Below are 24,117 nucleotides of genomic sequence, written 5' to 3'. Positions count from 1 at the left end.
GTCAGGCGATCTTCCAACAGTGCTGATGCCAGTGCCGGCGGCCGGCGAGGTCTGCCTGATCGCCCAGCACGCCGTCCGCACGCCACGCGACGATGTGCGCCGTGCCGGGCTCGATCGTGCGCCCGCACCCCGGGCACGTGTACGGCTTCTGCGCCTGGGCGGCCGAGACCGGCTGCACGGTCCACTCCACGCCGCGACGCGTCTCGGTGCGCTTCCAGCCCGCGATCATGCGCGCGAGGGAGTCGTCGTGCGACGATTCCCTGCGTCGGCGGTTGGCCCGCGGCATCCGTCAGTACCAACCGACGCGCTGCGAGTGGTCCCACGCGCCGCACGGGGTCCCGTACCGTCCGCCGATGTACCCGAGGCCCCATGCGATCTGCGTCGCGGGGTTCGTCTCCCAGTCGGCGCCGGCGCTCGCCATCTTGCTCCCCGGGAGTGCCTGCGGGATGCCATAGGCGCCGCTCGAGCGGTTGTACGCGTTGACGCGCCAGCCGGACTCCTTGTTCCACAGGGCCACCAAGCACGCGAACTGGTCGTCTCCCCAGCCGCGTGCGCGCACCATGTCGTACGCGATGGCCTGGGCCGTGCCCGGGTCGGGTGCGACGAACGGCGGCTGCCACCCCGATCCCGACGACGTCGATGTGCGCTGCACGACGGGCGTCGGAGTGGGCTTGGGCTTGACGTAGACCTCGTAGGTGGGGCGGTCGAACTTCGCGACGGCGGCCTCGGCAGCCTCGACTTCGAGCGACTGCACGTCTCCGAGCGAACTCGCGTACAGCGAGATGGGCGCGATCTCTTCGGCGCTCGCCTGCTCGGTGAGCGGAAGACCGCTCGGTCCCGCCCACGCGGCGACGAACGCGATCGCCGCGACCGCCGCGAAGACCCCCATCACACCACGCCGACGCGACCAGCGCGTCTCGACCGGCTTCGCAGGCGTCACACGCCGCGCCGGCGCGGGCGAATCGGCTGTGGTGGCCGGGACGCGACGACGCAGGGGCGGCGCGGGAATCATCTCGTTGCCGGGAGTCACAGTGTGCCGAGTCTAGCCGCCGCGTCCCGCGCGTGCCACGCGACCGGCCCGGGGCACCGCTCATCGAGATGGCGCCGACCCGCAGCGGCACTCACGTGACCGCGAGCATGACCTCGATGACGGCGTCGAGCACGGCGTCGACCTGCAGCTCGCGGTAGCCGTTGCGCTGCATCCGGAAGGCCACGCCGCGCACCTGTTCGACCGTCAGAGGCTCGCCCTTCTCGAGGAACCGGGAGATGCGATCCGCGACGATGTCGACCTCGTCGATGCGGTAGCCGTAGCGGAGCGGTCCGACGCGGTCGAAGCGCCGGCCGCGCTCGCGCGAGAGACGGTCGAGCACGACCTGGGCCGTCTCACGGGCCTGGCCGACCCACTCCCGCACGCCGGTGGTGGCCACCGCCTGCTGCCGCTCACGGGCCGCGAACGCGTCTTCGATGCGACCGAGTGCCGCGTCGACAGCCTCGATCGCGTAGCCGTGACGCACGAGGGGGAACGCCACCTGCCGGATGTCGGCGGATGTCATGGGATCGTCGGATGCGTCGCCGGCCTCGAACGCCGTGCGTGCGCGGAGCAGGAACGCGTCGACCGCCTCGCGGTCGTAGCCCTTGCGGCGACCGGGCGCGAGCGGGAACGCGGGGCGAGCGGTGGGTGCCGTCGTCATGAGACCGCCAAGGGGACGAGGAGGTACGAGAGCGCGAGCGCGACGGGAGCGCTCGGGAGGATGGAGTCGAGGCGGTCGAGCACGCCACCGTGCCCGGGCAGCCACGAGCTCATGTCCTTGATGCCGAGGTCGCGCTTGATCATCGACTCACCGAGGTCGCCGATCGTGGCCGACGCGAGGATGACCGGGCCGATGATCAAACCCGTCCACCACGGCAAGTCGAGCATGAAGATCGCGAGCAGGACCGCCGCCACCATCGCCGCGACGGCCGCGCCGGCGAAGCCCTCCCACGTCTTCTTCGGGCTGATCCGCGGGGCCATCGGATGACGCCCGAGCGTGAGACCCGTCGCGTACGCGCCGGTGTCGGCCGCGACCGCGACGATGATGAACGCGAGCACCCACCACTCGCCGCCGTCGCGCTGCAGCAGCACGAGGCAGAGCGCGGTGAGGAAGGGCACGTAGACCTGGATGAACCCTGCGATGAGCACGTCGGCGAGCACGTCGCCGTACAGGCGACCGTCGCGGCGGGCCATCTGGCCGATGATCCGCCACACGATCACGAACGCGACCGCCACGAACGCCGTGACCCACAGCATCCACGGAGACAGGAAGAAGCCTGCGAGCACGAGCGCCGCGCCGGCGATGAGCTGCGGAACGATGTCGACGCGGCGCCCGGCAGCCATGAGCGCGCGGCCGAACTCGAAGATGCCCAGCAGCGCGGCCGCCAGCGCGAAGATCACGAACGGCCACTTGAAGAACACGAGCGAGGCGACGAGCACGGCGCCGATCGCGAGGCCGATGAGGGTCGCGAGGATGAGGTCGCGTCCGGTGCGCTGCTTGATGCGCTCGTTCGCCTCCTCGAACTCGGCGCGCGCATGCGCGACCTGGCTCTCGAACTCGGTGCGCGCCGCGCGGATGTGCGACTGGAACACGGGACCCTGGTCGGCCGGAGGGGTCGTTGCGCGGCGCGCCGCCGCGTCTTTGCGCGTCAACGGTGCGTCGCCCGCCGGTCGTGGGTCCCTGCCCGCGGCATCCGCCCCTGTCATCGGGGTGTTCGCGGGGTCGGAGCCCGGCCCGGATGTGTCGGTCACGGGAATCCTCAGACCTCGAGGAGCTCGGCCTCTTTGCGCTTGAGCGCGTCGTCGATCGCGTCGACGTGCGTGCGCGTCAGGGCGTCGAGCTCCTTCTCGGCGCGGACGAGCTCGTCTTCGCCCACCTCGCTCTTCAAGGCGTCGAGGTCGTCCTTGGCCTTGCGGCGGATGCCCCGCACGTGCACGCGCGCGTCTTCGGCCTTCGAGCGGACGAGCTTCACATACTCCTTGCGACGCTCTTCGGTGAGCTCGGGAAGCGTCACGCGGATGATGTTGCCGTCGTTCGTCGGGTTGGCACCGAGGTTCGGCATGTCGCGGATCGCCTGCTCGATCGCCTTGAGCGCCGACTTGTCGTACGGCGTCACGATGAGCGTGCGTGCCTCAGGGTTGTTGAGCGAAGCGAGCTGCGCGAGCGGCGTGGGCGTGCCGTAGTACTCGACGAGGAGCTTCTGGAAGAGCTGCGGGTTCGCGCGTCCGGTGCGCACCGTCGCGAAGTCGTCTTTCGCGGCCTCGACGGCACGATCCATGCGCACCTCGGCATCTGCCAAGACGTCGGCGATCACAGTGGGACTCCCCTCGTAGCTGCGGATGATTCAGTCTATCGGCGCGGCCGCTCCCGAACGGGCGCGAACCGCGTCGGCCTCATGTCGTGACGAGGGTGCCGATCGACTCGCCGAGAAGCGCCTTCGTGACGTTTCCCGCCGGCTCCATGCCGAACACGCGCATGTCCATCTTGTTGTCCATGCACAGGCTGAACGCGGTCGAGTCGACGACCTTGAGCCCCCGCTGGAGCGCGTCGAGATACGTGATCCTGTCGATGCGCGTCGCGTCGGGATCGTGACGGGGGTCGGCGGTGTACACGCCGTCGACGCCGTTCTTGGCGACGAGCACCTCGTCGGCGCCGATCTCGAGGGCGCGCTGTGCCGCGACGGTGTCGGTGGAGAAGTACGGCAGCCCCGCACCTGCGCCGAAGATGACGACACGGCCCTTCTCCATGTGACGCTCGGCGCGGCGCGGGATGTACGGCTCGGCGACCTGCGTCATCGAGATCGCCGACTGGACGCGCGTCGCGGCGCCCGCCTGCTCGAGGAAGTCCTGGAGCGCGAGCGCGTTCATGACGGTGCCGAGCATGCCCATGTAGTCGGCGCGACCGCGGTCCATGCCGCGCTGGCTGAGCTCCGCGCCGCGGAAGAAGTTGCCACCGCCGACGACCACCGCGATCTCGACGGAGTCGACCGCCGCGGCGATCTCGCGGGCGATCTGACTCACGACGTCGGGGTTGACGCCGAGCTGGCCACCGCCGAACGCCTCGCCGGACAGCTTGAGCAGGACGCGACGGCGTCCGGTCGCTTCGTTGATCACGGTGTCTTCCTCTCGTCGCTTACGACAACCTATCGAAGGGTTCCGGAGCACACGGCAAAGGGCCCGCATCGGCGAACGATGCGGGCCCTTGTGCGCGTGTCAGGCGCCGACCTTGAAACGGGCGAAGTCCGTCAGGGTGAGACCGGCGTCCTTCGCGACCTGCGCGACCGACAGCTTGTTGTCGCGCGCGTAGTCCTGGTCGAGGAGGGCGACCTGCTTGAAGTACGCGTTCACGCGGCCCTCCACGATCTTCGGGAGGGCGGCCTCGGGCTTGCCCTCGTTGCGCGAGATCTCGGTGACGATCTCGCGCTCCTTCTCGACCTCGGCGGCCGGCACGTCGTCGCGCGACAGGTACGTCGGGTTCGCGAACGAGATGTGCTGGGCGAGGGCGCGAGCCGTCTCGGCGTCGTCACCGGTGTAGGCGAGCACGACGCCGACCTGCGGGGGCAGGTCCTTGTTCGTCTTGTGCAGGTAGATCTCGAACTTGTCGCCCGTCAGCGTGCGGACGCGACGCAGCTCGACCTTCTCGCCGATGATCGCGGCCTCGTCGGAGATGAGCTGCTCGACGGTCTTGTCGCCGGCGGGTGCGGCCAGGGCTGCCTCCACCGAGTCGGCACCGGCTGCGGCGGCCGCGTCGAGCACCTGGTCGGCGAGCGAGATGAAGCGCTCGGTCTTCGCGACGAAGTCGGTCTCGCACGCGAGCTCGATGATCGTGACCTTGCCGTTCAGCTCCTTGGCGGCGACGAGGCCCTCGCTCGTCGAGCGGTCGGCGCGCTTGGCGTTGCCCTTCGCGCCCTTCAGGCGCAGGATCTCGACGGCCTTCTCGACGTCGCCGTCAGCCTCTTCGAGCGCCTTCTTGGTGTCGACCATGCCCGTGCCGAGCTGCTCGCGCAGCGCCTTGATGTCGGCGATCGTGAAGTTTGCCATGGGTCGTGGCTCCTAGATGTTCGTGAGTTCTCGTGGATGCCTCGGCGGGACCGCTCCGGAAAGCGATCCCGCCGTGGCGGAGTTCGAAGTTCGAGTGATTACTCGGCGGACTCGGCGGCGGGCTCGGCCGCGGGGGTCTCGGCCTCAGCGGTCTCGGCCTCAGCCTCGGCGGGCTCAGCCTCGGCGGTCTCCGCGGTCGCGGCGGCGGCCTCGGCACCGGCCTTGTCTGCCTCGGACTCGGTCGCGATGGTCTCGACCTCGGCGACGTCGGTCACGACCGGCGCACCCTGCTCGAGGAGCTCGCGCTCCCACTCGGCCAGCGGCTCGGCGGCCTCGTCGGCGTCCGCCGCGGGCTGGTGGCGCTGGATGAGGCCCTCGGCCGCGGCATCCGCGATGATGCGCGTGAGCAGGCTCACGGAGCGGATCGCGTCGTCGTTGCCGGGGATCGGGTACTGGAAGTCATCCGGATCGGCGTTCGTGTCGAGGATGCCGATGACCGGGATGCCGAGCTTCTTGGCCTCGTCGACCGCGAGGTGCTCGCGCTTGGCGTCGACCACCCAGATCGCCGACGGCGTCTTCTGGAGGTTGCGGATACCGCCGAGCGACTTGTGCAGCTTGTCGAGCTCGCGCTTCTTGAGCAGCAGCTCCTTCTTCGTCAGGCCGCTCGCCGCCGGGTCGTCGAAGTCGAGCTCCTCGAGCTCCTTCATGCGCGCCAGGCGCTTCGACACCGTCGCGAAGTTCGTGAGGAGGCCACCGAGCCAGCGCTGGTTGACGTAGGGCTGGCCGACGCGGGTCGCCTGCTCGGCGAGCACCTCCTGAGCCTGCTTCTTCGTGCCGACGAAGAGGATCGTGCCGCCGTGGGCCACGGTCTCCTTGACGAACTCGTACGCCTTGTCGATGTAGGCCAGCGACTGCTGGAGGTCGATGATGTGGATGCCCGAGCGCTCCGTGAGGATGAAGCGCTTGACCTTCGGGTTCCAACGGCGGGTCTGGTGCCCGAAGTGGACGCCGCTGTCGAGCAGCTGGCGGATCGTGACGACGGCCATGGCCGGTCTCCTTCTCTGGCGCTCACGCGCCTCTTGCGGTTGATTCGTGCCGGTGGATCCGGCATGCCTGGTGCCCGGCACACGCCCGCCCCTGAACCTGCCAGGAGACCGTTGGGAGTTGATGCCACGCCGGCGAACACGCGGTTCGCGACGCTCTGGGCACGCGGAGTCACTCCGACGAGCGGAGTGCGGGACCAAGTGTACCAGCCGGCGGCATCCGTCCGCCTTTCGGCAGAGCCGCGGCGGCGCGGAGGTGAACGCGAAAGGAAATCCATCGGAATCGTCGCGATCCTCTTGGCTTGTCCGGGCTGGGTTCGTAGTCTGCGAGTTGTCTGTGCATCGCTCCCGACGCCACCCCAGACGGCATCCGATGCACAGCTCGAGGAGAGTCATGCAACGACGCAGTACCGCCTCGCGAATCTCCGTCGTCACCGTCACCGCGGTCGGCGCCCTTCTCGCGAGCCTCATGATGGCGCCACCCGCGTCCGCGGCGACGCCGACCCACACGATCGCCCAAGTCCAGGGAACGACGGACACATCACCCGTCGCCGGCCAGACCGTCACGGTTCGGGGCGTCGTCACCGCCGATCACCGGGTCGGCGGCTACCGAGGGATCTACATCCAGACGCAGGGCGTGGGCGCAGGCACCGATCCCGACCCGCGCGTGTCGGACGGCATCTTCGTCTTCCTCAACAACAACCCCGCGACCGGCGTCGAGATCGGCGACCTCGTCGATGTCACCGGCCCCGTGTCGGAGTTCCGGCGCGACAACTCCGGCCTCGTACGCGACCCGCGCACGATCACGCAGATCAACGGGTCCGCGGCAGGTGCCGTCGAGATCGTCGAGAAAGCTGTGGGAACGCCCGCGCCGATTCCGCTCCCGGCGACGGTCGTCGGCGACAGCGCCCGCGAGGGCTTCGAAGGCATGCTCGTCGCCCCGGTGAGCACCGCGTCCTCGCCGTACCGCGTGATCTCGAGCCACAACCTCACCAACTTCGGCGAGCTGTGGCTGAACGCCGGCTCGGCCATGCCGGTCGAGGCGTACGAGACGCAGCCCGTCGGCTCCACGGCGGCGAACAGCATCACGGCGGCGAACCGGAACAGCCGGATCGCGCTCGACGACGGATACAGCGTCTCGACGGCGAACGTCGACCACCCGGGCGAGCAGCCCTACTTCACCGCGGGGCAGGTCGTCCGCAACGGCGATCGCGTGACGTTCCCGACCACGGGCTACGTGCTCGACTACGGGTTCGACCTGTGGCGGCTGCAGCCGCCTGTGCCGATCAACGACGCGAGCCCGGTATCCGTCAAGCCGACGTTCACATCGCTGAACCCCCGCCCCGCGTCGGTGCCGGATGTCGGCGGTGATGTCACGATCGCCGCATTCAACGTCCTGAACTACTTCACGACGCTGACGACTGAGAACCCCAACGCGCGTGGTGCGGACACCCCCGAGGAGTTCGCGATCCAGAAGTCGAAGATCGTCTCGGCGATCAACGCCCTCGACGCCGACATCGTCGCCCTGCAGGAGATCGAGAACTCCGTGAAGCTCGGCGAGAAGCCGGATGAGGCGCTCGCCGACCTCGTCGCGGGCCTCAACGCCGCCGCCGGCGGAAAGGTGTGGGACTACGTCCGCACCCCGAAGGCCCTGCACAACCCCGACATCGTCGACGTCATCACCAACGCGATCATCTACAAGCCCGCGGTCGTCAAGACCAACGGCGCCGCGCAGACGATCGTCGACGAGACGGTGTGGGGGAACGCTCGTGAGCCGATCGCTCAGACGTTCAAGTTCGGCAAGCAGTTCGTGACCGTCATCGCGAACCACTTCAAGTCGAAGAGCGCGTCCGAGGGCGACCCCGAGTTCGGCACGGACAGCCCGTACAACGCCGATCGTGTGAAGCAGGCGGAGTCGCTGCTGGCATTCGCCACGTCGCTCGAGCGCGGGCAGAAGACCGACGTGTACCTCGTCGGCGACTTCAACGCCTACGCGAAGGAGGACCCGATCAAGGTCTTCACGGATGCCGGCTACACCGACCTCCTCTTCTCGCGTGCCCGCGGTCAGTACACGTACACGTTCGACGGCGAGCTGGGCTCGCTCGACCACGTGCTCGCGTCGCCGACGGCGACCGACAAGGTCACCGGCGTCGGCGTGTGGTCGATCAACTCGCCCGAGTGGTCGGGACGCGAGTACTGGGGTCCGGCGGCTGAGGCCGGCACTCCGTTCCGCTCGAGCGACCACGATCCGATCCTGGTCGGAGTGGGCACGGAGGGCACGCCCGGCACGGTCGACATCGACCTCGTGACGGTCAACGACTTCCACGGCCGCATCGAGCAGTCGGCGCCGTCGGGCGGCATCGCGGCGCTGTCGACCGCGGTGAAGCAGATCCGCGCACAGAACCCGAACACGATCTTCGCCGCGGCAGGCGATCTGATCGGGGCATCGACGTTCACGTCGTTCATCCAGGACGACGTCCCCACGATCGAGGCGCTCAACGCGGCGGGCCTCGACGTGAGCGCGGTCGGCAACCACGAGTTCGACCAGGGCTTCGCCGACCTCACGGATCGCGTGATGCCCCTCGCTCTGTGGGAGTACCTCGGTGCCAACGTCTACGACAAGGCGACCGGCAAGCCCGCGCTGCCGGAGTACTGGACCCAGACGTTCAAGGGCGTCACGATCGGCTTCATCGGGGCCGTGACCGACGAGCTGCCGTCGCTGGTCAGCCCGTCCGGCATCGCCGACATCACCGTCGGTGACCCGACCGAGGCGGTCAACCGGGTGGCGGACCAGCTGAGCGACGGGAAGAAGAACAACGGCGAGGCCGACATCATCATCCTGCTCGTGCACGAGGGAGCGGCCACGACCGACATCTCGTCGGCAGTCGATCCGAACAGCCGGTTCGGGAAGATCGTCCTCGGCGCCAACGGGAACATCGACGCGATCGTCTCGGGTCACACCCATCTCGCGTACAACCACGTGATCGACGGGCGCCCTGTGATCTCGAGCGGTCAGTACGGTGAGCGGTTCTCGCGGATGGACATCCGCTACGACCGCAAGTCGAAGACGTTCACGATGAAGAACGAGATCTTCTCGCTCATGGACGGCTCGACACCTCTGTTCGAGGACGACCCGGCGGTCGTGCCGATCGTCCAGGAGGCGGTCGCGGTCGCCGACGAGCTCGGCAACGTCGTGATCGGCGAGGCGACGGCGGACTTCGGTCGTGCGGTGTTCGCCGACCCTGCGGGCCAGACCTCGTTCCCGGAGAACCGCGGGGGCGAGTCGACGCTCGGCAACCTCGTCGCGGACGTGCAGAAGTGGGCGCTCAACGTCGACGGCATGCGCAACGTGGATGTCGTGTTCATGAACCCGGGCGGCCTGCGTGCCGATCTGGGATCGGGTGAGGTGACATACCGCGAGGCGGCGAACGTCCAGCCCTTCGCGAACACACTCGTCTCGTTCACGCTCACGGGGGCGCAGATCAAGCAGGTGCTCGAGGAGCAGTGGCAGCCCGCAGGCTCGTCGCGTCCGTTCCTCAAGCTCGGTGTGAGCAAGGAGATGACATACACCTACAACCCGAACGGAGCGCCGGGCGACAGGATCACCGAGATCCTGCTCAACGGCGAGCCGATCGATCCGACCGCCACGTACTCCGTCGGGGCGAACTCGTTCCTGGCCGCGGGTGGAGACAACTTCTTCACTCTCGCCGAGGGCGGAGGCAAGTCCGACAGCGGCAAGATCGACCTCGAGTCGATGGTCGACTACCTCGAGGAGTTCGGGACGATCACCCCCGACCTCGCGCAACGCGCGGTCGGTGTGATCGTGTCGCCTCCCGACGCGGACGGCTACGACCCGGGCGACCAGGTCACGCTGACGCTGTCGTCGCTGGAGTTCACGCGCACCGAGCCTCCGGCCGGCACCGTCTCGGTGTCGTTCGACGGCACCGTGCTCGCGACGGCTCCCGTGACGCGGGCGTACACGGTGGCGACTGACGAGACCGGCACGGCCACGGTGACGTTCACCATCCCGGACGGCGCAACCGGTGACGCCCGGTTCGCGATCACGACCCCGGTCGGTACCGCGAGCTCGGTGGTGATTCCGATCAGCTGACCGGGCACCGACGGCGAAGGGGCGGGCCCGCGGGTCCGTCCCCTCGTCGTGTCCTCCACGGATGCCCGGCCCGGCGTTGTTCGCACAGCCAGGTCGGTGTCGTGCTCGTGCAATCGGGGCTACGTGATGCTGGCAACATGCCCATGCCCCGCGCGATCCGTCGTGTCGTGTTCGTCGCCCTCGTCACGCTCGTGTTCTGTGCGCCGGTCGGCGCGGGGACGGCGGATGCCTCACCTCTCCCCTCCGCGTCGACGCCGGGGCCGCGCGACGCCGTCCCGTCGAGCAGTGAGACATGGGTGTGGCCGCTGTCGTCGTTCCGCCTCGTGCAGCCCTATGTCGCGCCCGCCCACGAGTACGGACCCGGGCACCGCGGAATCGACCTCGAAGCGGGCGATGCGCCCGTGGCGCGTGCGCCGGCCACGGGTGTGGTCGCGTTCTCCGGTTCGGTCGCCGGGCGCTCCCTCGTGACGATCGATCACGGCGATGGTCTCGTCACGACGCTCGAACCGGTCGTGTCGGAGCTGCAGCCCGGTGTCGCCGTGGGCCGGGGCGAGCCCATCGGAGCGATCGACGTCGGGGGCCACGCGGAGCCGGGGACGGTCCACTTCGGGGTGCGCCTCGACGGCGAGTACATCAATCCGATGCTCCTGCTCGGAGGAGTCCCGCGAGCGGTCCTCCTCCCCTGCTGCTGACCCGGGACGGCGGCGCGCGATCAGGCGCGCGGGTGGGCGAGGCGGTACGTGGCCGAGAGGCGCTCCGCCGACACGTGGGTGTAGATCTGTGTGGTGCCGAGGCTCGCATGACCGAGCAGCTCCTGCACCGTCCGCAGGTCGGCTCCCCCGTCGAGCAGGTGCGTCGCGGCGGAGTGCCTCAGCGCGTGCGGGCCGACTCCCCCGCCGGTGACCGGGCCGAGGGCCCGCGCGACGAGGTCGTACACGGCGCGAGGGCCCATGCGTCCGCCGCGGACGCCCAGGAAGACGGCGTCGCCGGGAGTCGGGGCATCCGTCACGGTCTCGGGCGCGGATGCTCGCGCGGCCGCCAGCGCATCGAGCCGGCGATCGCGCAACACGGGGCGACCGCGGACGAGGTACGCGTCGAGCGCGCGAGCCGCCGAGCCGCCGAACGGGACGACGCGCTCCTTCGACCCTTTTCCGACCACCCGCACCGTGCGGCGCTCCCGGTCGACGTCGCCGAGGTCCAGTCCGCACAGCTCGGACACGCGCACGCCGGTCGCATAGAGCAGCTCGAGCGCCGCATGATCGCGCAGGGCGATCGGGTCCCCCTGCGCCGCGGCGGCGCGCCCGAGCCGATCGAGGAGGTCGCCGACGGCATCCGCGCTTGCGACCTTCGGCAGGGTCTTCGCGCGTTTCGGGGCGATGAGGCGCACGCTCGGATCGACGGACACGTGTCCTGCCTCCAGCGCCCACGCGAAGAATCCCCGCGCCGCGGCGGCTCTTCGAGCGAGGGTCGAGCGCGCGTCGCCGCGCTGCGTCGCGACCCACAGCCACTCGCGCAGGTGCTCGAGCTGTACGTCACGCACATCGACGTCGCCGACCACCGCGATGAGGTCGGCGAGGTCGGTGCGGTACGCCTTCGTGGTCGCGGGCGACAGCCGGCGCACGTCGCTGACGTGCGCCGCGAAAGCATCGGCGGCCTCGGACATCCGCATGCGCCCAGCATGCCCGACCTTGCCGCCGCCCGCTGGGAGCCGCACCGCAGAGGCCCGCGCGCGGCTCACCGCCGGGTCGGGTCCTTCTCCGCATGGGGTAGCGGCGTTGCAACGGATGCAATACCGTCTGGTCCCGAGGGCGGAGCGAACGGCGACAGCGCGGTCGTCTCGGCGGCCACCACCCCCTCCGAATCGTCGACCGGGCTGGGGCTCGTGACGGTTCTGTCGCTGGGCGATGTGTCCTCCCATGACGGTCTTGTCGACTGGGATCAAGGAGGACCGCTCGTGTCGAAACCTCGCCACCGGATGCCGTCGCGTCTCTTGCGCAGGACATTGCTCGCCGCCGTCGCGGTCTGCGGAATGGTGTTCGCGGGGACGGTCGCGACGGCCGCCGCGACGCCGCCCCGTGCTTCCGTTCTTCAGGGCACGGTCGAGAGTGGTGGCGCCGGCCTTTCGAACTTCTCCGTTTCGCTCTATGCGGCGTTCGTCGATCGCGAGCCACGATGGGTTCCGCTGGGCTCGGCCAAGAGCGACAAGAAGGGGAAGTTCCGTCTGAAGTTCGCGGTGCCGCACGGCCTTGCGGGCAGCGATCCGCTCCTGTTCGTCGAGGCGACGCGCGGCCCGGCGATGCTCGCGAGCGCGATCAGCGCGGGACTCGGCACGGTTCCGCAGCGCGTCGTCGTCAACGAACGCACGACGGTTGCGACGGGGAACGCCTTCGCCCAGTTCATCGACGGTCATCGGATCGCGGGCAATCGATACGGCATGACGAACGCGGTCGGCATGGCCGCCAACCTGGCCGATCCGGTGACCGGTGCGGTCGGTTCGGTGCTCGCCACGGCGCCGAACGGGACGGAGACGTCGACGCTCGCCACCTTCAACTCCCTCGCGAACGCGATCGCGAGCTGCGTCACCGATCGGGCCGACTGCAAGACGCTCTTCCGTGCGAGTGCTCCGCCGGGCGGGCCTCCCTCGAAGACCGTCCTCGAGGCTGTCGCGAACGTCGTGAAATACCCCGCCTTCCCGCCGAGCCGCGCGCCGAAGGGCGATCCGGTGTTCGCGCTGTCGCAGCGGACGCCCGTGAACCAGCCTGCGCTGAGCGCGGCGCCGACGAGCTGGCTCCTCTTCCTCAAGATCACCGGAGGTGCGTACAGCGCCCAGGACAGCGACAACCTGATGAACGGCCCCGGCAACTTCGCGATCGACGAGAAGGGGTTCGTGTGGGTCAACGACAACGCCGTGCCGCGGCCGCCCGGAGAGTACGCGTGCGCCGGCCTCAGACTCCTCCGATTCACCCCATCGGGGCAGCCGTTACCCGGCACACCGTACTTCGGCGGAGGTCTCAACGGAGCCGGGTACGGCATCACCCTCGACCCGAACGGCAGAGTGTGGGTGGGCAACTTCGGCTTCCAGGATCCGCCCTGTCTCGACCCGCAGTTCGCCGCCGAGCAGGGCAGCCGACCGGCTCCGCACAACAGCGTGTCCGTCTTCCAAGTCGACGGCACTGCGCTGTCCGGCCCGGACGGATACACCGACGGGAACATCTCGTGGCCGCAGGGCACGGTCTCGGATCGCGCGGGGAACATCTGGATCGCCAACTGCGGCAACGACTCGGTGACGATGCTCCCCGGTGGGGATCCGGCACGGGCCGTCAACATACCGCTCGGGCCGGCGCCCGAAGAGGGGCACCCCCAGCTCAAGCCGTTCGGCGCCACGGTGGACGCGCGCGGCAACGTGTGGATTGCGAACAACCGCGGAAACGCGGTCTCGGTGATCTCACCCGACGGCCGTCTGATCGACACCCTCCCGGGAACGTTCCAGGGCCGAACCGTCCTGAGCCACCCTGTCGGCAACGCGACCGACACGAAGGGCAACGTGTGGGTCGCGAACTCCGATTGGCTGGATTCGCCGTGTCCGACGCGCGCGGAGCTCGGCGAAGCCGAGAATCCGTCGATCACCGCCTTCCGCCAGGACACGCGCAAGCCGTTCCCTGGATCGCCGTTCACGGGCGGGGGTCTGACACTGCCGTGGGGCATCGCGGTCGACGGGAAGGACACCGTTTGGGTGTTCAACTTCGGCGTCGTGCCCGTCGGGCAGACGAGCGACATCCCGACCGGCATCAGCCGCTTCTGCGGCGTCGACACGCGTGCGTGCCCGAAGGGGACGAAGACGGGCGACCCGATCTCTCCGGACACCGGATATCGGAGCGATGCGCTCGAGCGGATCACGGGCGGCCAGTTCGATCCTTCGGGGAACATCTGGCTCACCAACAACTGGAAGCGCGATGCCGACCCGATCGTCAACCCGTTCGGAAACGCGATCGTCGTCGCCGTCGGCGCCGCCGCACCGGTGAGGACGCCGCTCCTCGGACCGCCGGTGTCCGCCGAACGGCGGTGAGAATCGACGGCTCGCGGACGCCGCGTCCAGCGTATGACCTTCGCCGGCACGGGCGAGCCACGGGCGGGTCCGCCCTCATGACGTCGCGAATCGCAGGCGCCACCCTCGCTCCCCGTGCTCGACGCGCTCCTCCAGGAGCATGACGCCCAAGAGGGCCTCGACTTGCTGCCGGGTCATGCCGCTGCGGCGGGCGAGGTCGTCCGCACCCCGCCACACCCGGACGCTCAGAGCGTCCGTCACTCGCGAAGCGTCGTCCGTCCGCGATCTGCTGTCCATCGATCCAGAACGTCGCTGGCTCGAGTCGCCTTCGAGCCCCACCAGCTCCCACACGTCGTCCGCGCTCGTGATGCACGCCGCGTCGAATTCGCGGAGCATCCGGTGGCACCCGGCGGATGCCGCGCTCGTTATCTGTAGTCATGTGTGGTTGTAAGTGGTTGTCAGCGTCGGATGCAGATCGTCCTTGGATGGACGCTCCCGCAGCAGTGTCAGTGACGGCGGCTACGGTGCGATCATGAGTGACCTCGGGCTGTTCGCCTTCCGCTGGGTGCCGACTTTTTCCGGCGTCGATGCCGGCGTGGTGTTCGATCGGACCCAGGGGACGATTCACCCCGGCGCGTGCGATTGGCTGCGTTCTCTGTCCGAGTCGGGCGCGTCTCCAAACACGGTGCGGAACTACGGTCTCCGAGTAGCGGGCTTCCTGAGTTGGCTTCTGGCTCAGGGACTGCATTGGACGCAGGTGAGGGCTTCCACCCTGGTGCAGTGGAAGAACCACCTGTTGGTGACGCCGGTGCGAGGCTCCACGATGGCGACGCCTCGCAAGCCGGCAACGGTCGCCGCGTGGTTGGTCGCGCTGGTGGAGTTCTACAGGTGGGCCGCGCTTGAGGATCTCGTGCCCAGGGATCTGGTCGTGCAGCTGACGGAGGATCAGGTGGTGCGCCCGGGTGCGCGGGGCGGTGAGCACGGGCGGATCCGGAGTGTGATGACGAGATCGTTGAAGGTCCGGCCGGTGCAGGTGGAGACGGCGCCGTTGTGGTTGTCGGAGGAAGCCGAGCGGCGGGCTCTGCTCGAGTTGCCGTTGCGTCCGCGGGACCGTTTCCTGGTGGATCTGCTCTACTTCACCGGGCTGCGGGTCGGCGAAGTACTGTCGCTGTTTCGGCAGGATCTGCATTTGCTCGCCGACAACAGCGCGCACGGCTGCCGGCTCCGCGGGCCTCATTTACATGTCGTGCGGAACCGTTCCGTCAACGGCGCGCGGGCGAAATCTCTGCGGAGTGTCCCGGTGCCGGCGGAGCTGGCGTTGTCGTATCAGGAGGCGTTGTCGGAGCGGCTGAGGCTGCTCGGGGACGACGGGAGCTCGAACGCGATTGTTGCACTGGAGGGCCCGACGGCGGGCCGGGCGTTGACCTACGCGACGGTGGTGGACCTGTTCCGTCGGTGGTCGGACCGGCTGGGGTTCTACGTGCGGCCACATTTGCTGCGGCATACGCGCGCGACGATCTGGTTGCGCGGGCTGGAGGGGCAGGCGGTGGATCTTGATGTCGTGCGGGTGCTGCTCGGGCACCGATCGTTGGCGTCGACGCTCATCTACACGCACGCCAGCGACGAGGCGCTGCGCGCGGCGGTCGCACGCACGACGATGTATTCGGAGGACCGCACGTGACGCTCATCGTCGACACCGCGGAGGCAGCAGGCAGCAAGTCTGGCGGCGGTTGGCGGGATTTCCTGGCGGGGATGTTGAACGAGGAGTGGGCTGTTGGTGCGTGGGATGCGGCAACTGGGATCCTGACGGTCGATCCGTTCAACGAGCTCAACGATTTCCGTGCCTGCCGGCGGCCGGGTTGCGCGAATCCCGCTTCGCGCGTCGACTACTGCCCGCCATGCCAGCGGCGGGCCAGACATGCGGGCGTGAGCGTTGAGGAGTATGCCCGCACCCACCCGAAGGTGAGCTTGGATGCGAGGAGGACGACCCGCGGCTTCGAGCTCTGCGGCATATCCGATGAGGCGGGCGTCCGCTGCGGGCGGGCGATGACCACGCGGGGTCTTTGCCCCACGCACTACGACCTGTTCGCGAAACGCTGCAAGAAGTCGGAAGCCGCGCTCACCGATCACCGGCTGGAGGCATTCGTCGCCGATCGGGTGGGGAAGTACGTGTTCCCGTCAGTCCCGTGCCCAATTGCGTCGTGCGGCAGGATCCTGTCACACAGCATCAGCAGCGGCCTCTGCGATTATCACGACTCCGGGCTGCGGGCGGCGCGCCGCAAGCAGCCTGCCCTCACGATCGAGGACTTTATGGGCTCGAACGTGGTGCTGGAGCGTCACCAGCTCGCGCTCGGGTCGCTGAGTGAGCCGTTGCGCACGGAGCTGCTGTTCGTCATCCAGCAGTATGCCGATCGCGGCGTGGGTCGGGTGATGATCAGCAAGCTGCGACCGTTCATCGACGACATCGCCGCCGACCCTCACACCGATCTGCTGGAGTGCTTCCGGTCGCATGAGCACTCCATCCGCCTAAAGGGGGTGCGGGCGGTTGGCATGCTGCTGCTGGAGAAGGCGCATCGCCGGTTCGAGGAATACGACTCGCTCCAAGGCGACCTGATCTTCCTCCAGGACCTACCGCTTCGAGAGACCCAGTCGGCACGGAACCCGGACCTCGGTGGCACACCGCTGGACATTCGGCAGCTCACGCAGCCGTGGCTGGCGACCGCGTTCCGCACCTGGCTGGGTGCGACGTTGGAACCGCGTGGGGCGGTCCGGAAGTGCTTCGACGTCTGCGCCGAGGCATCCCAGGTGATGGCCGATCGCCGCTCCGACGCGGGCATGGATCCGACGCGATTGTCCTACGAGGACATGGCGGCGATCATCGCACGGTTCGAGCAGCGCTGGTCGGCGCAGGGGATCAAGTTCACCTACTCGGTCTGGTGGGAGCTCTGCCGGCTGGCACGACGGTTCGGCGTCTGGGATGAGATCCCGGAGAGCTTCGCGCAGAACTACGCCGCGCAGAAGCGCCGCACCCTGCGGGGGAAAGGCGACCAGAAGGTCGAAAGCGATCGGGTGACCCCTGCCGCGGTCGTCGCGCATCTGCGAAGCCACACCGACCAGCTCGACATCGGTCGCCATTCCGACATGTATCGGTGCGTGCTCGAACTGCTCATGGAGACCGGCCGCCGGCCGGCAGAGATCGCGACGCTGCGGACGGACTGTCTCGTTCAGGATCGGCACGGCGGCTGGCTGCTGCGTTACACGGCGCACAAGACCGGCGGCGCGACCAAGGAACTCCCCGTCGAGACACCTGTCGTCGAGTCGATCCGGCGGTGGGAGCGCATCCGCACCGAGCGCGGCATCAGATCGTCGTACCTGTTCCCGAGCGGGAGGCGCCGGCTGCAGGACGAGAACATCCCTCCGATCGGGGAACGCTACCTGGGCAAGATCCTGCACAAGTTCGCAGCGAACCTTCCCCAGGTCCCCGGGCCGGTGACGGACGCTGACGGGCATCCGGTCGACTTCGACCTGACCACGGTGCAGCCCTACGACTTCCGCCGCGCCTACGCGCAACGTCACGCGGACAACGGGACAGACCCGGACGTGTTGCGGCAGCTCATGGACCACGTCTCGTTGAGCACCACGATGGGCTACTACCAGGTCAGTTCGAAACGTCGCCGGAAGGCCGTCAACACGCTCGCCCCGCTCGCCCACGATCGTCACGGCCGACAGGTCGGCATCGCGAACGGGCGTATGCAGCTGAAGATCACACCGGTCCCTTACGGCGACTGCGCGGAGCCGAGCAATGTCGCCGCCGGCGGTACCGCGTGTCAGCTGCGGTATCAGTGCGCGGGCTGTGGGTTCTTCCGCCCCAACCCTTCACACATCCCAGAGATCGAGAAGGAGATCGTGAAGCTGAAGTCGCAGTTGCGGATCGCGGAGGCCTCCGACACCGCCGGCTACTTGCTGGACGCGCAGCGCGGCCTGATCGCCGACTACGAGAAGGTGCTCACCACCATGCGGGAACGTCTCGAACAGCTCCCACAGGACCAGCGGCGTGAGATCTCCACCATGTCCGAGGTGATGAGACGCGCCCGCAGCGCTGCCCTCGCCGGGAAACACATCGAGCTGAGGGAGATATGACGACGACGACGCCCACCCCACCCCGAGGAAACTCCGCTGCGTTGGCCCAGGCGCGGGCCGAGGCCAGCGCCCGCAAGCACCGTGATGTCGCCGCGACTCTGCACGCGGCCGCAGCACACGGCCAGGCGCTCACGGTCTCGACTCTCGCGGCCGCGGCCGGCGTGAGCCGGCAGTTCCTCTACAGCCGTCCCGATCTCATGGACGGCCTACGCCGACACCAGGAACGACACCCAGCCGCAGGCGACCGCCCCCTCCACGCGGCACGCGCCGCGGACCTGGTGAACGCGCAGAGCACGATCAAACGACTCAAGGGTGAAGCCCGCGAGCTGAACCGGAAGCTCGACGCCGGCCTCGCCGCGCAGCTCGAGCTCCGGGATGAAAAGCGACTGCGCCAGCTATACGAGCACCGCGGCCAGGAGATTGAACGACTCCTCGCCCAGAACGCCGACCTGCTCCGCACCGTCTCCCAACTGCGCGAACAAGTCCGCAGTCTCGAGGACGATCTCGCGATCGAACGCACCGCCATCCGCGAACTCACCGGAAAGCCAGCCAACGTCACCAGCATCCGATTCGGAGACCGATGAGCAAACGGCGAAGCGGGACACCCCTTGCGATGGTGTGTCCCGCTCCGGCGTCTCTGGCTGGGCTATCGGGTGAGCGCGACGCTCTTTCCCGTCACTTCAGTCCCGAAGGTGATTGTCTGGTTGAGGCCGCTGTATCCGGACATGCAGGGGTTGTTGCCTGCGTAGGACCAGCAGAGCTTCGCTCGGTAGTTGTTGCTCTTGAAGTTGCCCCGGTTGGGCCAGGTTCCGCTGGCGCCGGTACCGTCGAATCCGTACCACAGGTGCGGTGACAGGTAGCCCTGCCAGCAGGCCCGGTCACCGCTGCAGTTCGGCACCACGCCGAACGGCTGCACTAGCGACGGTGCAGCATCGATCGCCGTGAAGTCGCCGGTTGCGGGGTCCACCGTCAGGATTGCCGGTGCGCCGGACTCGAACAGATCCCTCTCAGCCTGTGTGAAACCACTCAGAGGGTCATCCTCTACGGTCGCGTTGGCGGGAAGCCCCGCCCACACGGACGCGATGACGAACAGGATCGCTGCAACCGCAGCGATCACGCGAGGGCGCACGGTCGTCGCCCTCGCGGCGGTGTTGGTCACGCTGCCCAACGGATCGACGAGGCGCGGTCGTTCATCGCGGCGCCGACGTTGCTGGAGTTCACGTAGTAACCGTAGGACGCGCCGCCGTAGTTGGTGTTCTCGAAGATCGCGGTCTTGCAGTTCGAGTACGACCGGAACGACGTGATCCGGTTGTCCCAGCCGATCCCGGCGAGGCTCGTGTAGCCGTGGGCATAGCCGTAGCAGCCGTTCTGGGTGACGCTCGCTGCGTACGAGGCACCGGCGTAGTTGTTGTGCTCGTAGAAGATGCCGATCACGGTGCTTGCCAGCGGCGCGACATCGGAGCGAGCACTGCTGGAGTCGTTGACGAGTTCGTCGCTGACTTCGAGCGCCCCGTCGGGCGTGGACAGGACGATGCCGTATGCCTCGTACACGGCGTCTGCCAGGTTGGCGTCGGCGTCGACGCACAGGGACTTCCCGGTGTCGAGCTCCTGCCAACAGCTCTGAGTGCGGTCGATGGTGTCGGCAGTTGCCGCGGGCGCCGTGATGGCGGCGGCTCCGATCATGAGCAACGATGCGGCGAGGGCGGCGAGTGGACGTTTCATGATGTTGGTCTGTTCCCTTCGGATCGGCGATCTTCGTTCAGAGCCTTGCGACGATCGCTGCTCACACGCCAGACCTCGACGAATACTGAGACCCTTTGGTCCGAACGGACAGTCGCCCCGGCCGACCCACACGGTGGGGGAACATGGGGTACGAGAAGAGTCGTGTGTCGGAGGGAGTCGCTGGTGGCGGAGCCCGCGCGCGCGTCCCGGGATCGGCAGGATCTCGCCTCGGCTGATCGTGTCGAGGACGATGTGCCACTGCTGCGACGACTGCGCGATGGAGACGACACCGCTCTGAGCGAACTTCATGACCGCCACGTCCGGGCGGTGTATCTGCTCGCGCGGAGCAAGGTTGACTCCGCGTCAGACGCCGAGGAAGTGACCCAAGACGCCTTTCTGCTGTTGTGGCGCAAGTGCCGTCGTATTGACCTGGCCGGCACATCTTGCCTGCCGTGGTTGCTGACCACTGCGAACTACCTTGCCCTCAACGTTCAGCGGGCAAGTAGGCGTCTGACGCAGCGGGTCACGACTGTGCTGAGTGAAGACGACCTCACTTCCCCGCGCGAGGTGGACGCCGAAGCAGCGCGGAACATGGAACTCGAACAGGTCGTAAGGATCGTTGCGGCCCTTCCGCAGATCGACCAAGACGTATTTCGGCTCTGCGTTGTCGAGGGACTCAGCTACAAGCAGGCCGCGTACCAGCTCCGCACCAGTCACTCGGCTGTACGGAACCGCCTGTCCCGGGTGCGCGGAGCGTTGAGGAAGCAGATAGACCAATGACTATTGACGAGCCGAACTACGACCGGATGCGCGACAACCTGATGCGCGAGGTCCGGCGACGTAGCAACCGGAGCCGGTCTCGCAAGCGGGTCAGCATCTTCATCGGCGCCGGTGTGCTCGTCGCTGCCACCACGGGTGGGGCGCTGATCGCCCTTGCATCCGCGGAGCTTCGGCACAACTCCGCGTACTGCTACGAGTCGCCCTCGTTGCAGAGCCGCGCGCAGCAGGTCGGCGATCCGTCGCCGGTCGGAGACGACCGGGTTGCCCGCGCCATCGACTTGTGTGAGTCCGTATGGCGTATCGGCGTACTCGGTGGCGAGAACGACGGACCGCCCCCCAACGATGGGCGGATCCATCCCGTGCCCGAGCTGTTTGTCTGCTCCCAGCGTGACGGGACGCTCGCGGTCTTCCCGGAGGAGGATGGCGTGGCGTGCAGCGATCTCAGCCTGGAGCCACCCCGGTGACAATCACGCCGATCCGGGCGCTGCCCACGGCGCCGCGGCTACCCGATCGGCACAGGCGCACGGGATGGATAGCGCCGTGCGTCGTCGGGGTGATCGTCGCGATGATGTACATCGCCTACGCAGCATGGCAGTGGTCGCAGTTCACCGTGAAGTCCTGGGACCTGAGCATCTTCGCCCAGCTGCTCGACAACTACGCCCGGATGCAACCGCCCATCGTGAACATCAAAGGCGACGGATACAACCTCCTCGGCGATCACTTCCACCCCCTCCTCGCTCTGATCGCACCCGTCTACGCGATCGCGCCCCACGCGTTCACACTGCTCGCCGTTCAAGCGGTGTGTTTCGCGGTCGCTGCCGCGATTTTCACCCGCACCGCGAGCCGCAGCCTTGGCTCCGTCGCAGGCGGCGTGCTCCTCGGCCTCGCGTTCGGCTTCAGCTGGGGTTTGCAATATGCCGCCGAAGCACAGTTCCACGAGATCGCCCTCGCGGTCCCCCTGCTGACCTGTTCGCTCAGCGCGCTGCTCGAGCGCCGCGATCTCGCTACCGTGCTGTGGGCGGCCCCCCTGGTCTTCGTTAAGGAAGACCTCGGCCTCACCGTCGCGATCATCGGTCTGCTTGTCGCTTACCGCTCGCGCAAGCCGCTTGGGCTCTGGCTCGCGGTCTGGGGCGTGGGCTGGTTCGCGATCGCGGTGTTCATCGTGCTCCCAATCCTCAACCCCCAAGGTTCCTGGGCATACGCGAGCAACGCCAACCCGCTGACACTCCTTGCCGACCCTGGCGGGCTCTTTCACCCATCGAAAGGGCTCACGCTCGCCCTGATCCTGGTGATCAGCGGCGGGCTCATCCTCCGGTCACCGATCGCGCTCGTCCTCCTGCCGACCCTCGCGTGGCGTTTCCTCTCAAGCAACCATGGCTACTGGGGGCCAAGCTGGCATTACAGCGCCGTCCTCATGCCGATCGTGTTCGTCGCACTCCTGGATGCCATCAACCGCGGACCCACCTCCCGGTGGACCTGGCTTCGCAGCTACAGCCGCCATGGCGCCGCGATCGCTGTCACAGCAGCAACAGTGCTCCTACCAACACTCCCGCTATGGTCACTTCTCGCACCCAACTCGTGGGATCAGCCCGACCGGGCTGACGCAGCGACCACAATCCTTGAGGCGATTCCTGCTGGCTCCTCGGTTGAGACCGACATTGGCCTCATGTCCTATCTCGTCGACGACCACGACGTCTACTGGCTCGGAAACTCCAACCCCACCCCGGACTGCATCCTCATCGACCGGGTAGCCGGAGGCACACCAGCCGAATGGGGCAACGCTCTTGAGGTCGCTACCCGACTCCATCCAGGCGCCACCTACCGCGCCATCGCCCAGCAGAGCGGGTACGAACTCGCCTGCCAGTAGCTGACGTCGATTACATGCCGCTCCCGCACAATCTTGCTTCACCGGGACTGCTGCACGGATAGGTGACATCTGAGTTGGCTAGCCCGGGGGGCTGGCCTGGAAGGATGTCATCGTGCCCAAGCCCTACCCGAGCGAGTTCCGTGACGACGTGGTGCGCGTCGCTCAGAACCGCGAGCCCGGAGTGACGATCGAGCAGATCGCGAAAGATTTCGGTGTCCACCCGATGACGTTGCAGAAGTGGCTCCACCGAGCCAAGGTCGAGGACGGGACCGCGCCTGGTCAGACCCGGTCCGAGGCGGCGGAGATCCGTGAGCTGCGGAAGCGGAACCGGCTGCTGGAGCAGGAGAACGAGGTGCTGCGCCGCGCGGCGGCGTATCTGTCGCAGGCGAACCTGCCGGGAAAAGGTTCTACCCGCTCGTGACAGAGCTCGCCGAAGCAGGGATCCCTGTGACGGTGACGTGCCGGGTGCTCAAGCTCTCTCGCCAGCCCTACTACCGGTGGCTGGCGAACCCCATCACGCCCAGCGAGGTGGTGGAGGCGTATCGCGCGAACGCGCTGTTCGACGCGCACAAGGACGACCCCGAGTTCGGGCACCGGCTGCTCGCTGACGAAGCCGCAGAAGCAGGTGAGGCTATGGCCGACCGGACCGCGTGGCGCATCGCATCGAGCAACGGCTGGTTCAGCGCGTTCGGGAAACCCAAGCGCGGCAAGGGACGTAAGCCCGGCCCGCCCGTCCACGACGACCTCTGCGCCGTCATCGACGAGGACGGCCGGACTCGGCACGTGTTCACCGCCGAGGAGCCGAATCAGCTCTGGCTGACCGACATTACGGAGCACAAGACCGCGGAGGGCAAGCTCTACCTCTGCGCGATCAAGGACGTGTACTCGAACCGGATCGTCGGCTTCTCCATCGACTCCCGGATGAAGTCCCGGCTGGCCGTCCAAGCCCTCGAGAACGCGGTTCAGATGCGCGGCGACGTCGCCGGCTGCATCGTTCACAGCGACAGGGGATCTCAATTCCGAAGCCGGAAGATGCTCCGCGCCCTCAACCGGCATCGCATCGTCGGATCCATGGGACGAGTCGGCTCCAGCGGAGACAACGCCGCCATGGAATCGTTCTTCGCCCTGCTGCAGAAGAACGTCCTCAACCGCCGTTCCTGGGTCACCCGCGAGCAGCTACGCATCGCGATCGTCACCTGGATCGAAAGGACCTACCACCGCCGGAGGCGCCAACCCCGCCTGGGCCGTTTGACGCCCATCGAGTTCGAGACCATCATGAACACGACCGTCGCACTGGCGGCGTGACTACAACCTGTCACCTATCCGTGCAGCAGTCCC

22 protein-coding genes are annotated in these 24,117 nt (G+C 67.9%); 10 read left to right on the top strand and 12 right to left on the bottom strand.

Annotated elements, in window-relative coordinates:
* Position 1: 1 nt before the first annotated feature.
* The 8 genes from VNR19_RS14640 to rpsB form a co-directional block, all read right to left on the bottom strand.
* Positions 2-286: an Rv1322 family protein gene (locus VNR19_RS14640; protein ID WP_325728005.1), complete on the bottom strand. Its 285-nt coding sequence runs from the start codon at positions 284-286 to the stop codon at positions 2-4.
* Between the two features lie 3 nt (positions 287-289).
* Complete coding sequence (locus VNR19_RS14635) at positions 290-1,030, bottom strand: aggregation-promoting factor C-terminal-like domain-containing protein (RefSeq protein WP_325728003.1); 741 nt, start codon at positions 1,028-1,030, stop codon at positions 290-292.
* Positions 1,031-1,121: 91 nt separating this feature from the next.
* Positions 1,122-1,691 carry a DivIVA domain-containing protein gene (locus VNR19_RS14630; RefSeq protein WP_325728001.1) on the bottom strand — a complete coding sequence of 190 codons (570 nt, stop codon included), beginning with the start codon at positions 1,689-1,691 and terminating at the stop codon, positions 1,122-1,124.
* A complete protein-coding gene (locus VNR19_RS14625) occupies positions 1,688-2,782 on the bottom strand; it encodes a phosphatidate cytidylyltransferase (RefSeq protein WP_325727999.1) in 1,095 nt (364 codons plus the stop codon). The genes VNR19_RS14630 and VNR19_RS14625 overlap by 4 nt, the downstream gene beginning before the upstream one ends.
* 8 nt (positions 2,783-2,790) lie before the next feature.
* The gene (gene frr, locus VNR19_RS14620; protein ID WP_325727997.1) at positions 2,791-3,345 is read right to left on the bottom strand and encodes a ribosome recycling factor; all 555 of its coding nucleotides are present in this window, start codon (positions 3,343-3,345) and stop codon (positions 2,791-2,793) included.
* Between the two features lie 79 nt (positions 3,346-3,424).
* Positions 3,425-4,144 (bottom strand): UMP kinase, encoded by a 720-nt coding sequence (pyrH, locus tag VNR19_RS14615; RefSeq protein WP_179489894.1) that lies wholly within the window; start codon positions 4,142-4,144, stop codon positions 3,425-3,427.
* A 99-nt stretch (positions 4,145-4,243) separates the two neighbouring features.
* Positions 4,244-5,071, bottom strand: a complete 828-nt coding sequence (gene tsf / locus VNR19_RS14610) for a translation elongation factor Ts (RefSeq protein ID WP_325033702.1) — start codon at positions 5,069-5,071, stop codon at positions 4,244-4,246.
* Between the two features lie 98 nt (positions 5,072-5,169).
* Positions 5,170-6,117 carry a 30S ribosomal protein S2 gene (gene rpsB / locus VNR19_RS14605; protein ID WP_325727994.1) on the bottom strand — a complete coding sequence of 316 codons (948 nt, stop codon included), beginning with the start codon at positions 6,115-6,117 and terminating at the stop codon, positions 5,170-5,172.
* A gap of 391 nt (positions 6,118-6,508) precedes the next feature.
* On the opposite strand from rpsB, the gene VNR19_RS14600 reads away from it, so the two are divergent.
* Entirely contained in the window at positions 6,509-10,225 is a 3,717-nt protein-coding gene (locus VNR19_RS14600; protein WP_325727992.1) for an ExeM/NucH family extracellular endonuclease, read from the top strand.
* A gap of 137 nt (positions 10,226-10,362) precedes the next feature.
* Positions 10,363-10,917, top strand: a complete 555-nt coding sequence (locus tag VNR19_RS14595; RefSeq protein ID WP_325727990.1) for a murein hydrolase activator EnvC family protein — start codon at positions 10,363-10,365, stop codon at positions 10,915-10,917.
* A 20-nt stretch (positions 10,918-10,937) separates the two neighbouring features.
* Here the strand turns inward: VNR19_RS14595 and VNR19_RS14590 are convergent, their stop codons facing one another.
* Positions 10,938-11,894 carry a tyrosine-type recombinase/integrase gene (locus tag VNR19_RS14590; RefSeq protein WP_325727988.1) on the bottom strand — a complete coding sequence of 319 codons (957 nt, stop codon included), beginning with the start codon at positions 11,892-11,894 and terminating at the stop codon, positions 10,938-10,940.
* Positions 11,895-12,179: 285 nt separating this feature from the next.
* On the opposite strand from VNR19_RS14590, the gene VNR19_RS14585 reads away from it, so the two are divergent.
* Entirely contained in the window at positions 12,180-14,291 is a 2,112-nt protein-coding gene (locus VNR19_RS14585; RefSeq protein WP_325727986.1) for an NHL repeat-containing protein, read from the top strand.
* A 75-nt stretch (positions 14,292-14,366) separates the two neighbouring features.
* Here VNR19_RS14585 and VNR19_RS14580 read toward each other — a convergent pair whose 3' ends face one another.
* On the bottom strand, positions 14,367-14,567 hold the full coding sequence (locus tag VNR19_RS14580) for a DprA-like winged helix domain-containing protein (RefSeq protein WP_325728240.1): 201 nt from the start codon (positions 14,565-14,567) through the stop codon (positions 14,367-14,369).
* Positions 14,568-14,802: 235 nt separating this feature from the next.
* On the opposite strand from VNR19_RS14580, the gene VNR19_RS14575 reads away from it, so the two are divergent.
* The 3 genes from VNR19_RS14575 to VNR19_RS14565 are packed head-to-tail and all read left to right on the top strand — an operon-like array spanning position 14,803 to position 18,994.
* A complete protein-coding gene (locus VNR19_RS14575; RefSeq protein WP_325727984.1) occupies positions 14,803-15,951 on the top strand; it encodes a tyrosine-type recombinase/integrase in 1,149 nt (382 codons plus the stop codon).
* On the top strand, positions 15,948-18,410 hold the full coding sequence (locus VNR19_RS14570; protein WP_325727982.1) for a tyrosine-type recombinase/integrase: 2,463 nt from the start codon (positions 15,948-15,950) through the stop codon (positions 18,408-18,410). The genes VNR19_RS14575 and VNR19_RS14570 overlap by 4 nt, the downstream gene beginning before the upstream one ends.
* On the top strand, positions 18,407-18,994 hold the full coding sequence (locus tag VNR19_RS14565) for a DUF6262 family protein (RefSeq protein WP_325727980.1): 588 nt from the start codon (positions 18,407-18,409) through the stop codon (positions 18,992-18,994). The genes VNR19_RS14570 and VNR19_RS14565 overlap by 4 nt, the downstream gene beginning before the upstream one ends.
* Positions 18,995-19,056: 62 nt before the next feature.
* Here the strand turns inward: VNR19_RS14565 and VNR19_RS14560 are convergent, their stop codons facing one another.
* Together VNR19_RS14560 and VNR19_RS14555 are read right to left on the bottom strand one after the other, a co-directional pair.
* Positions 19,057-19,569 (bottom strand): hypothetical protein, encoded by a 513-nt coding sequence (locus tag VNR19_RS14560; protein WP_325727978.1) that lies wholly within the window; start codon positions 19,567-19,569, stop codon positions 19,057-19,059.
* A complete protein-coding gene (locus tag VNR19_RS14555; RefSeq protein ID WP_325727976.1) occupies positions 19,566-20,132 on the bottom strand; it encodes a beta/gamma crystallin family protein in 567 nt (188 codons plus the stop codon). The genes VNR19_RS14560 and VNR19_RS14555 overlap by 4 nt, the downstream gene beginning before the upstream one ends.
* Positions 20,133-20,315: 183 nt before the next feature.
* Between VNR19_RS14555 and VNR19_RS14550 the strand changes: the two genes are divergently transcribed.
* The 4 genes from VNR19_RS14550 to VNR19_RS14535 all read left to right on the top strand — a co-directional run bounded on the left by VNR19_RS14550 (position 20,316) and on the right by VNR19_RS14535 (position 24,084).
* Positions 20,316-20,912 (top strand): RNA polymerase sigma factor, encoded by a 597-nt coding sequence (locus VNR19_RS14550; RefSeq protein WP_162237832.1) that lies wholly within the window; start codon positions 20,316-20,318, stop codon positions 20,910-20,912.
* Entirely contained in the window at positions 20,909-21,376 is a 468-nt protein-coding gene (locus VNR19_RS14545; RefSeq protein WP_056208527.1) for a hypothetical protein, read from the top strand. The genes VNR19_RS14550 and VNR19_RS14545 overlap by 4 nt, the downstream gene beginning before the upstream one ends.
* Positions 21,373-22,779: a DUF2079 domain-containing protein gene (locus tag VNR19_RS14540; protein WP_325727970.1), complete on the top strand. Its 1,407-nt coding sequence runs from the start codon at positions 21,373-21,375 to the stop codon at positions 22,777-22,779. Before VNR19_RS14545 ends, VNR19_RS14540 begins: the two co-directional genes overlap by 4 nt.
* A gap of 112 nt (positions 22,780-22,891) precedes the next feature.
* Positions 22,892-24,084, top strand: a protein-coding gene (locus VNR19_RS14535) for an IS3 family transposase (protein WP_325727968.1) whose coding sequence is annotated in 2 segments (ribosomal slippage) — positions 22,892-23,176 and positions 23,179-24,084 — 1,191 coding nt in all. Because the reading frame shifts where the segments join, the coding sequence is not laid out codon by codon here.
* Positions 24,085-24,117: the final 33 nt, after the last annotated feature.

Source organism: Microbacterium sp., from assembly GCF_035556355.1.
Classification (GTDB): Bacteria; Actinomycetota; Actinomycetes; order Actinomycetales; family Microbacteriaceae; genus Microbacterium.
The sequence above is the reverse complement of the archived record's forward strand: the minus strand, read 5'-3'. Positions and strand labels throughout refer to the sequence as shown.

Bases quoted from the DNA above. Each gene is read 5' to 3' on its own strand.
- VNR19_RS14640 (WP_325728005.1), bottom strand. From the start codon at position 286: ATGCCGCGGGCCAACCGCCGACGCAGGGAATCGTCGCACGACGACTCC.
- VNR19_RS14630 (WP_325728001.1), bottom strand. From the start codon at position 1,691: ATGACGACGGCACCCACCGCTCGCCCCGCGTTCCCGCTCGCGCCCGGT.
- tsf (WP_325033702.1), bottom strand. From the start codon at position 5,071: ATGGCAAACTTCACGATCGCCGACATCAAGGCGCTGCGCGAGCAGCTC.
- rpsB (WP_325727994.1), bottom strand. From the start codon at position 6,117: ATGGCCGTCGTCACGATCCGCCAGCTGCTCGACAGCGGCGTCCACTTC.
- VNR19_RS14600 (WP_325727992.1), top strand. From the start codon at position 6,509: ATGCAACGACGCAGTACCGCCTCGCGAATCTCCGTCGTCACCGTCACC.
- VNR19_RS14595 (WP_325727990.1), top strand. From the start codon at position 10,363: ATGCCCATGCCCCGCGCGATCCGTCGTGTCGTGTTCGTCGCCCTCGTC.
- VNR19_RS14590 (WP_325727988.1), bottom strand. From the start codon at position 11,894: ATGCGGATGTCCGAGGCCGCCGATGCTTTCGCGGCGCACGTCAGCGAC.
- VNR19_RS14580 (WP_325728240.1), bottom strand. From the start codon at position 14,567: ATGGACAGCAGATCGCGGACGGACGACGCTTCGCGAGTGACGGACGCT.
- VNR19_RS14575 (WP_325727984.1), top strand. From the start codon at position 14,803: ATGAGTGACCTCGGGCTGTTCGCCTTCCGCTGGGTGCCGACTTTTTCC.
- VNR19_RS14565 (WP_325727980.1), top strand. From the start codon at position 18,407: ATGACGACGACGACGCCCACCCCACCCCGAGGAAACTCCGCTGCGTTG.
- VNR19_RS14555 (WP_325727976.1), bottom strand. From the start codon at position 20,132: ATGAAACGTCCACTCGCCGCCCTCGCCGCATCGTTGCTCATGATCGGA.
- VNR19_RS14545 (WP_056208527.1), top strand. From the start codon at position 20,909: ATGACTATTGACGAGCCGAACTACGACCGGATGCGCGACAACCTGATG.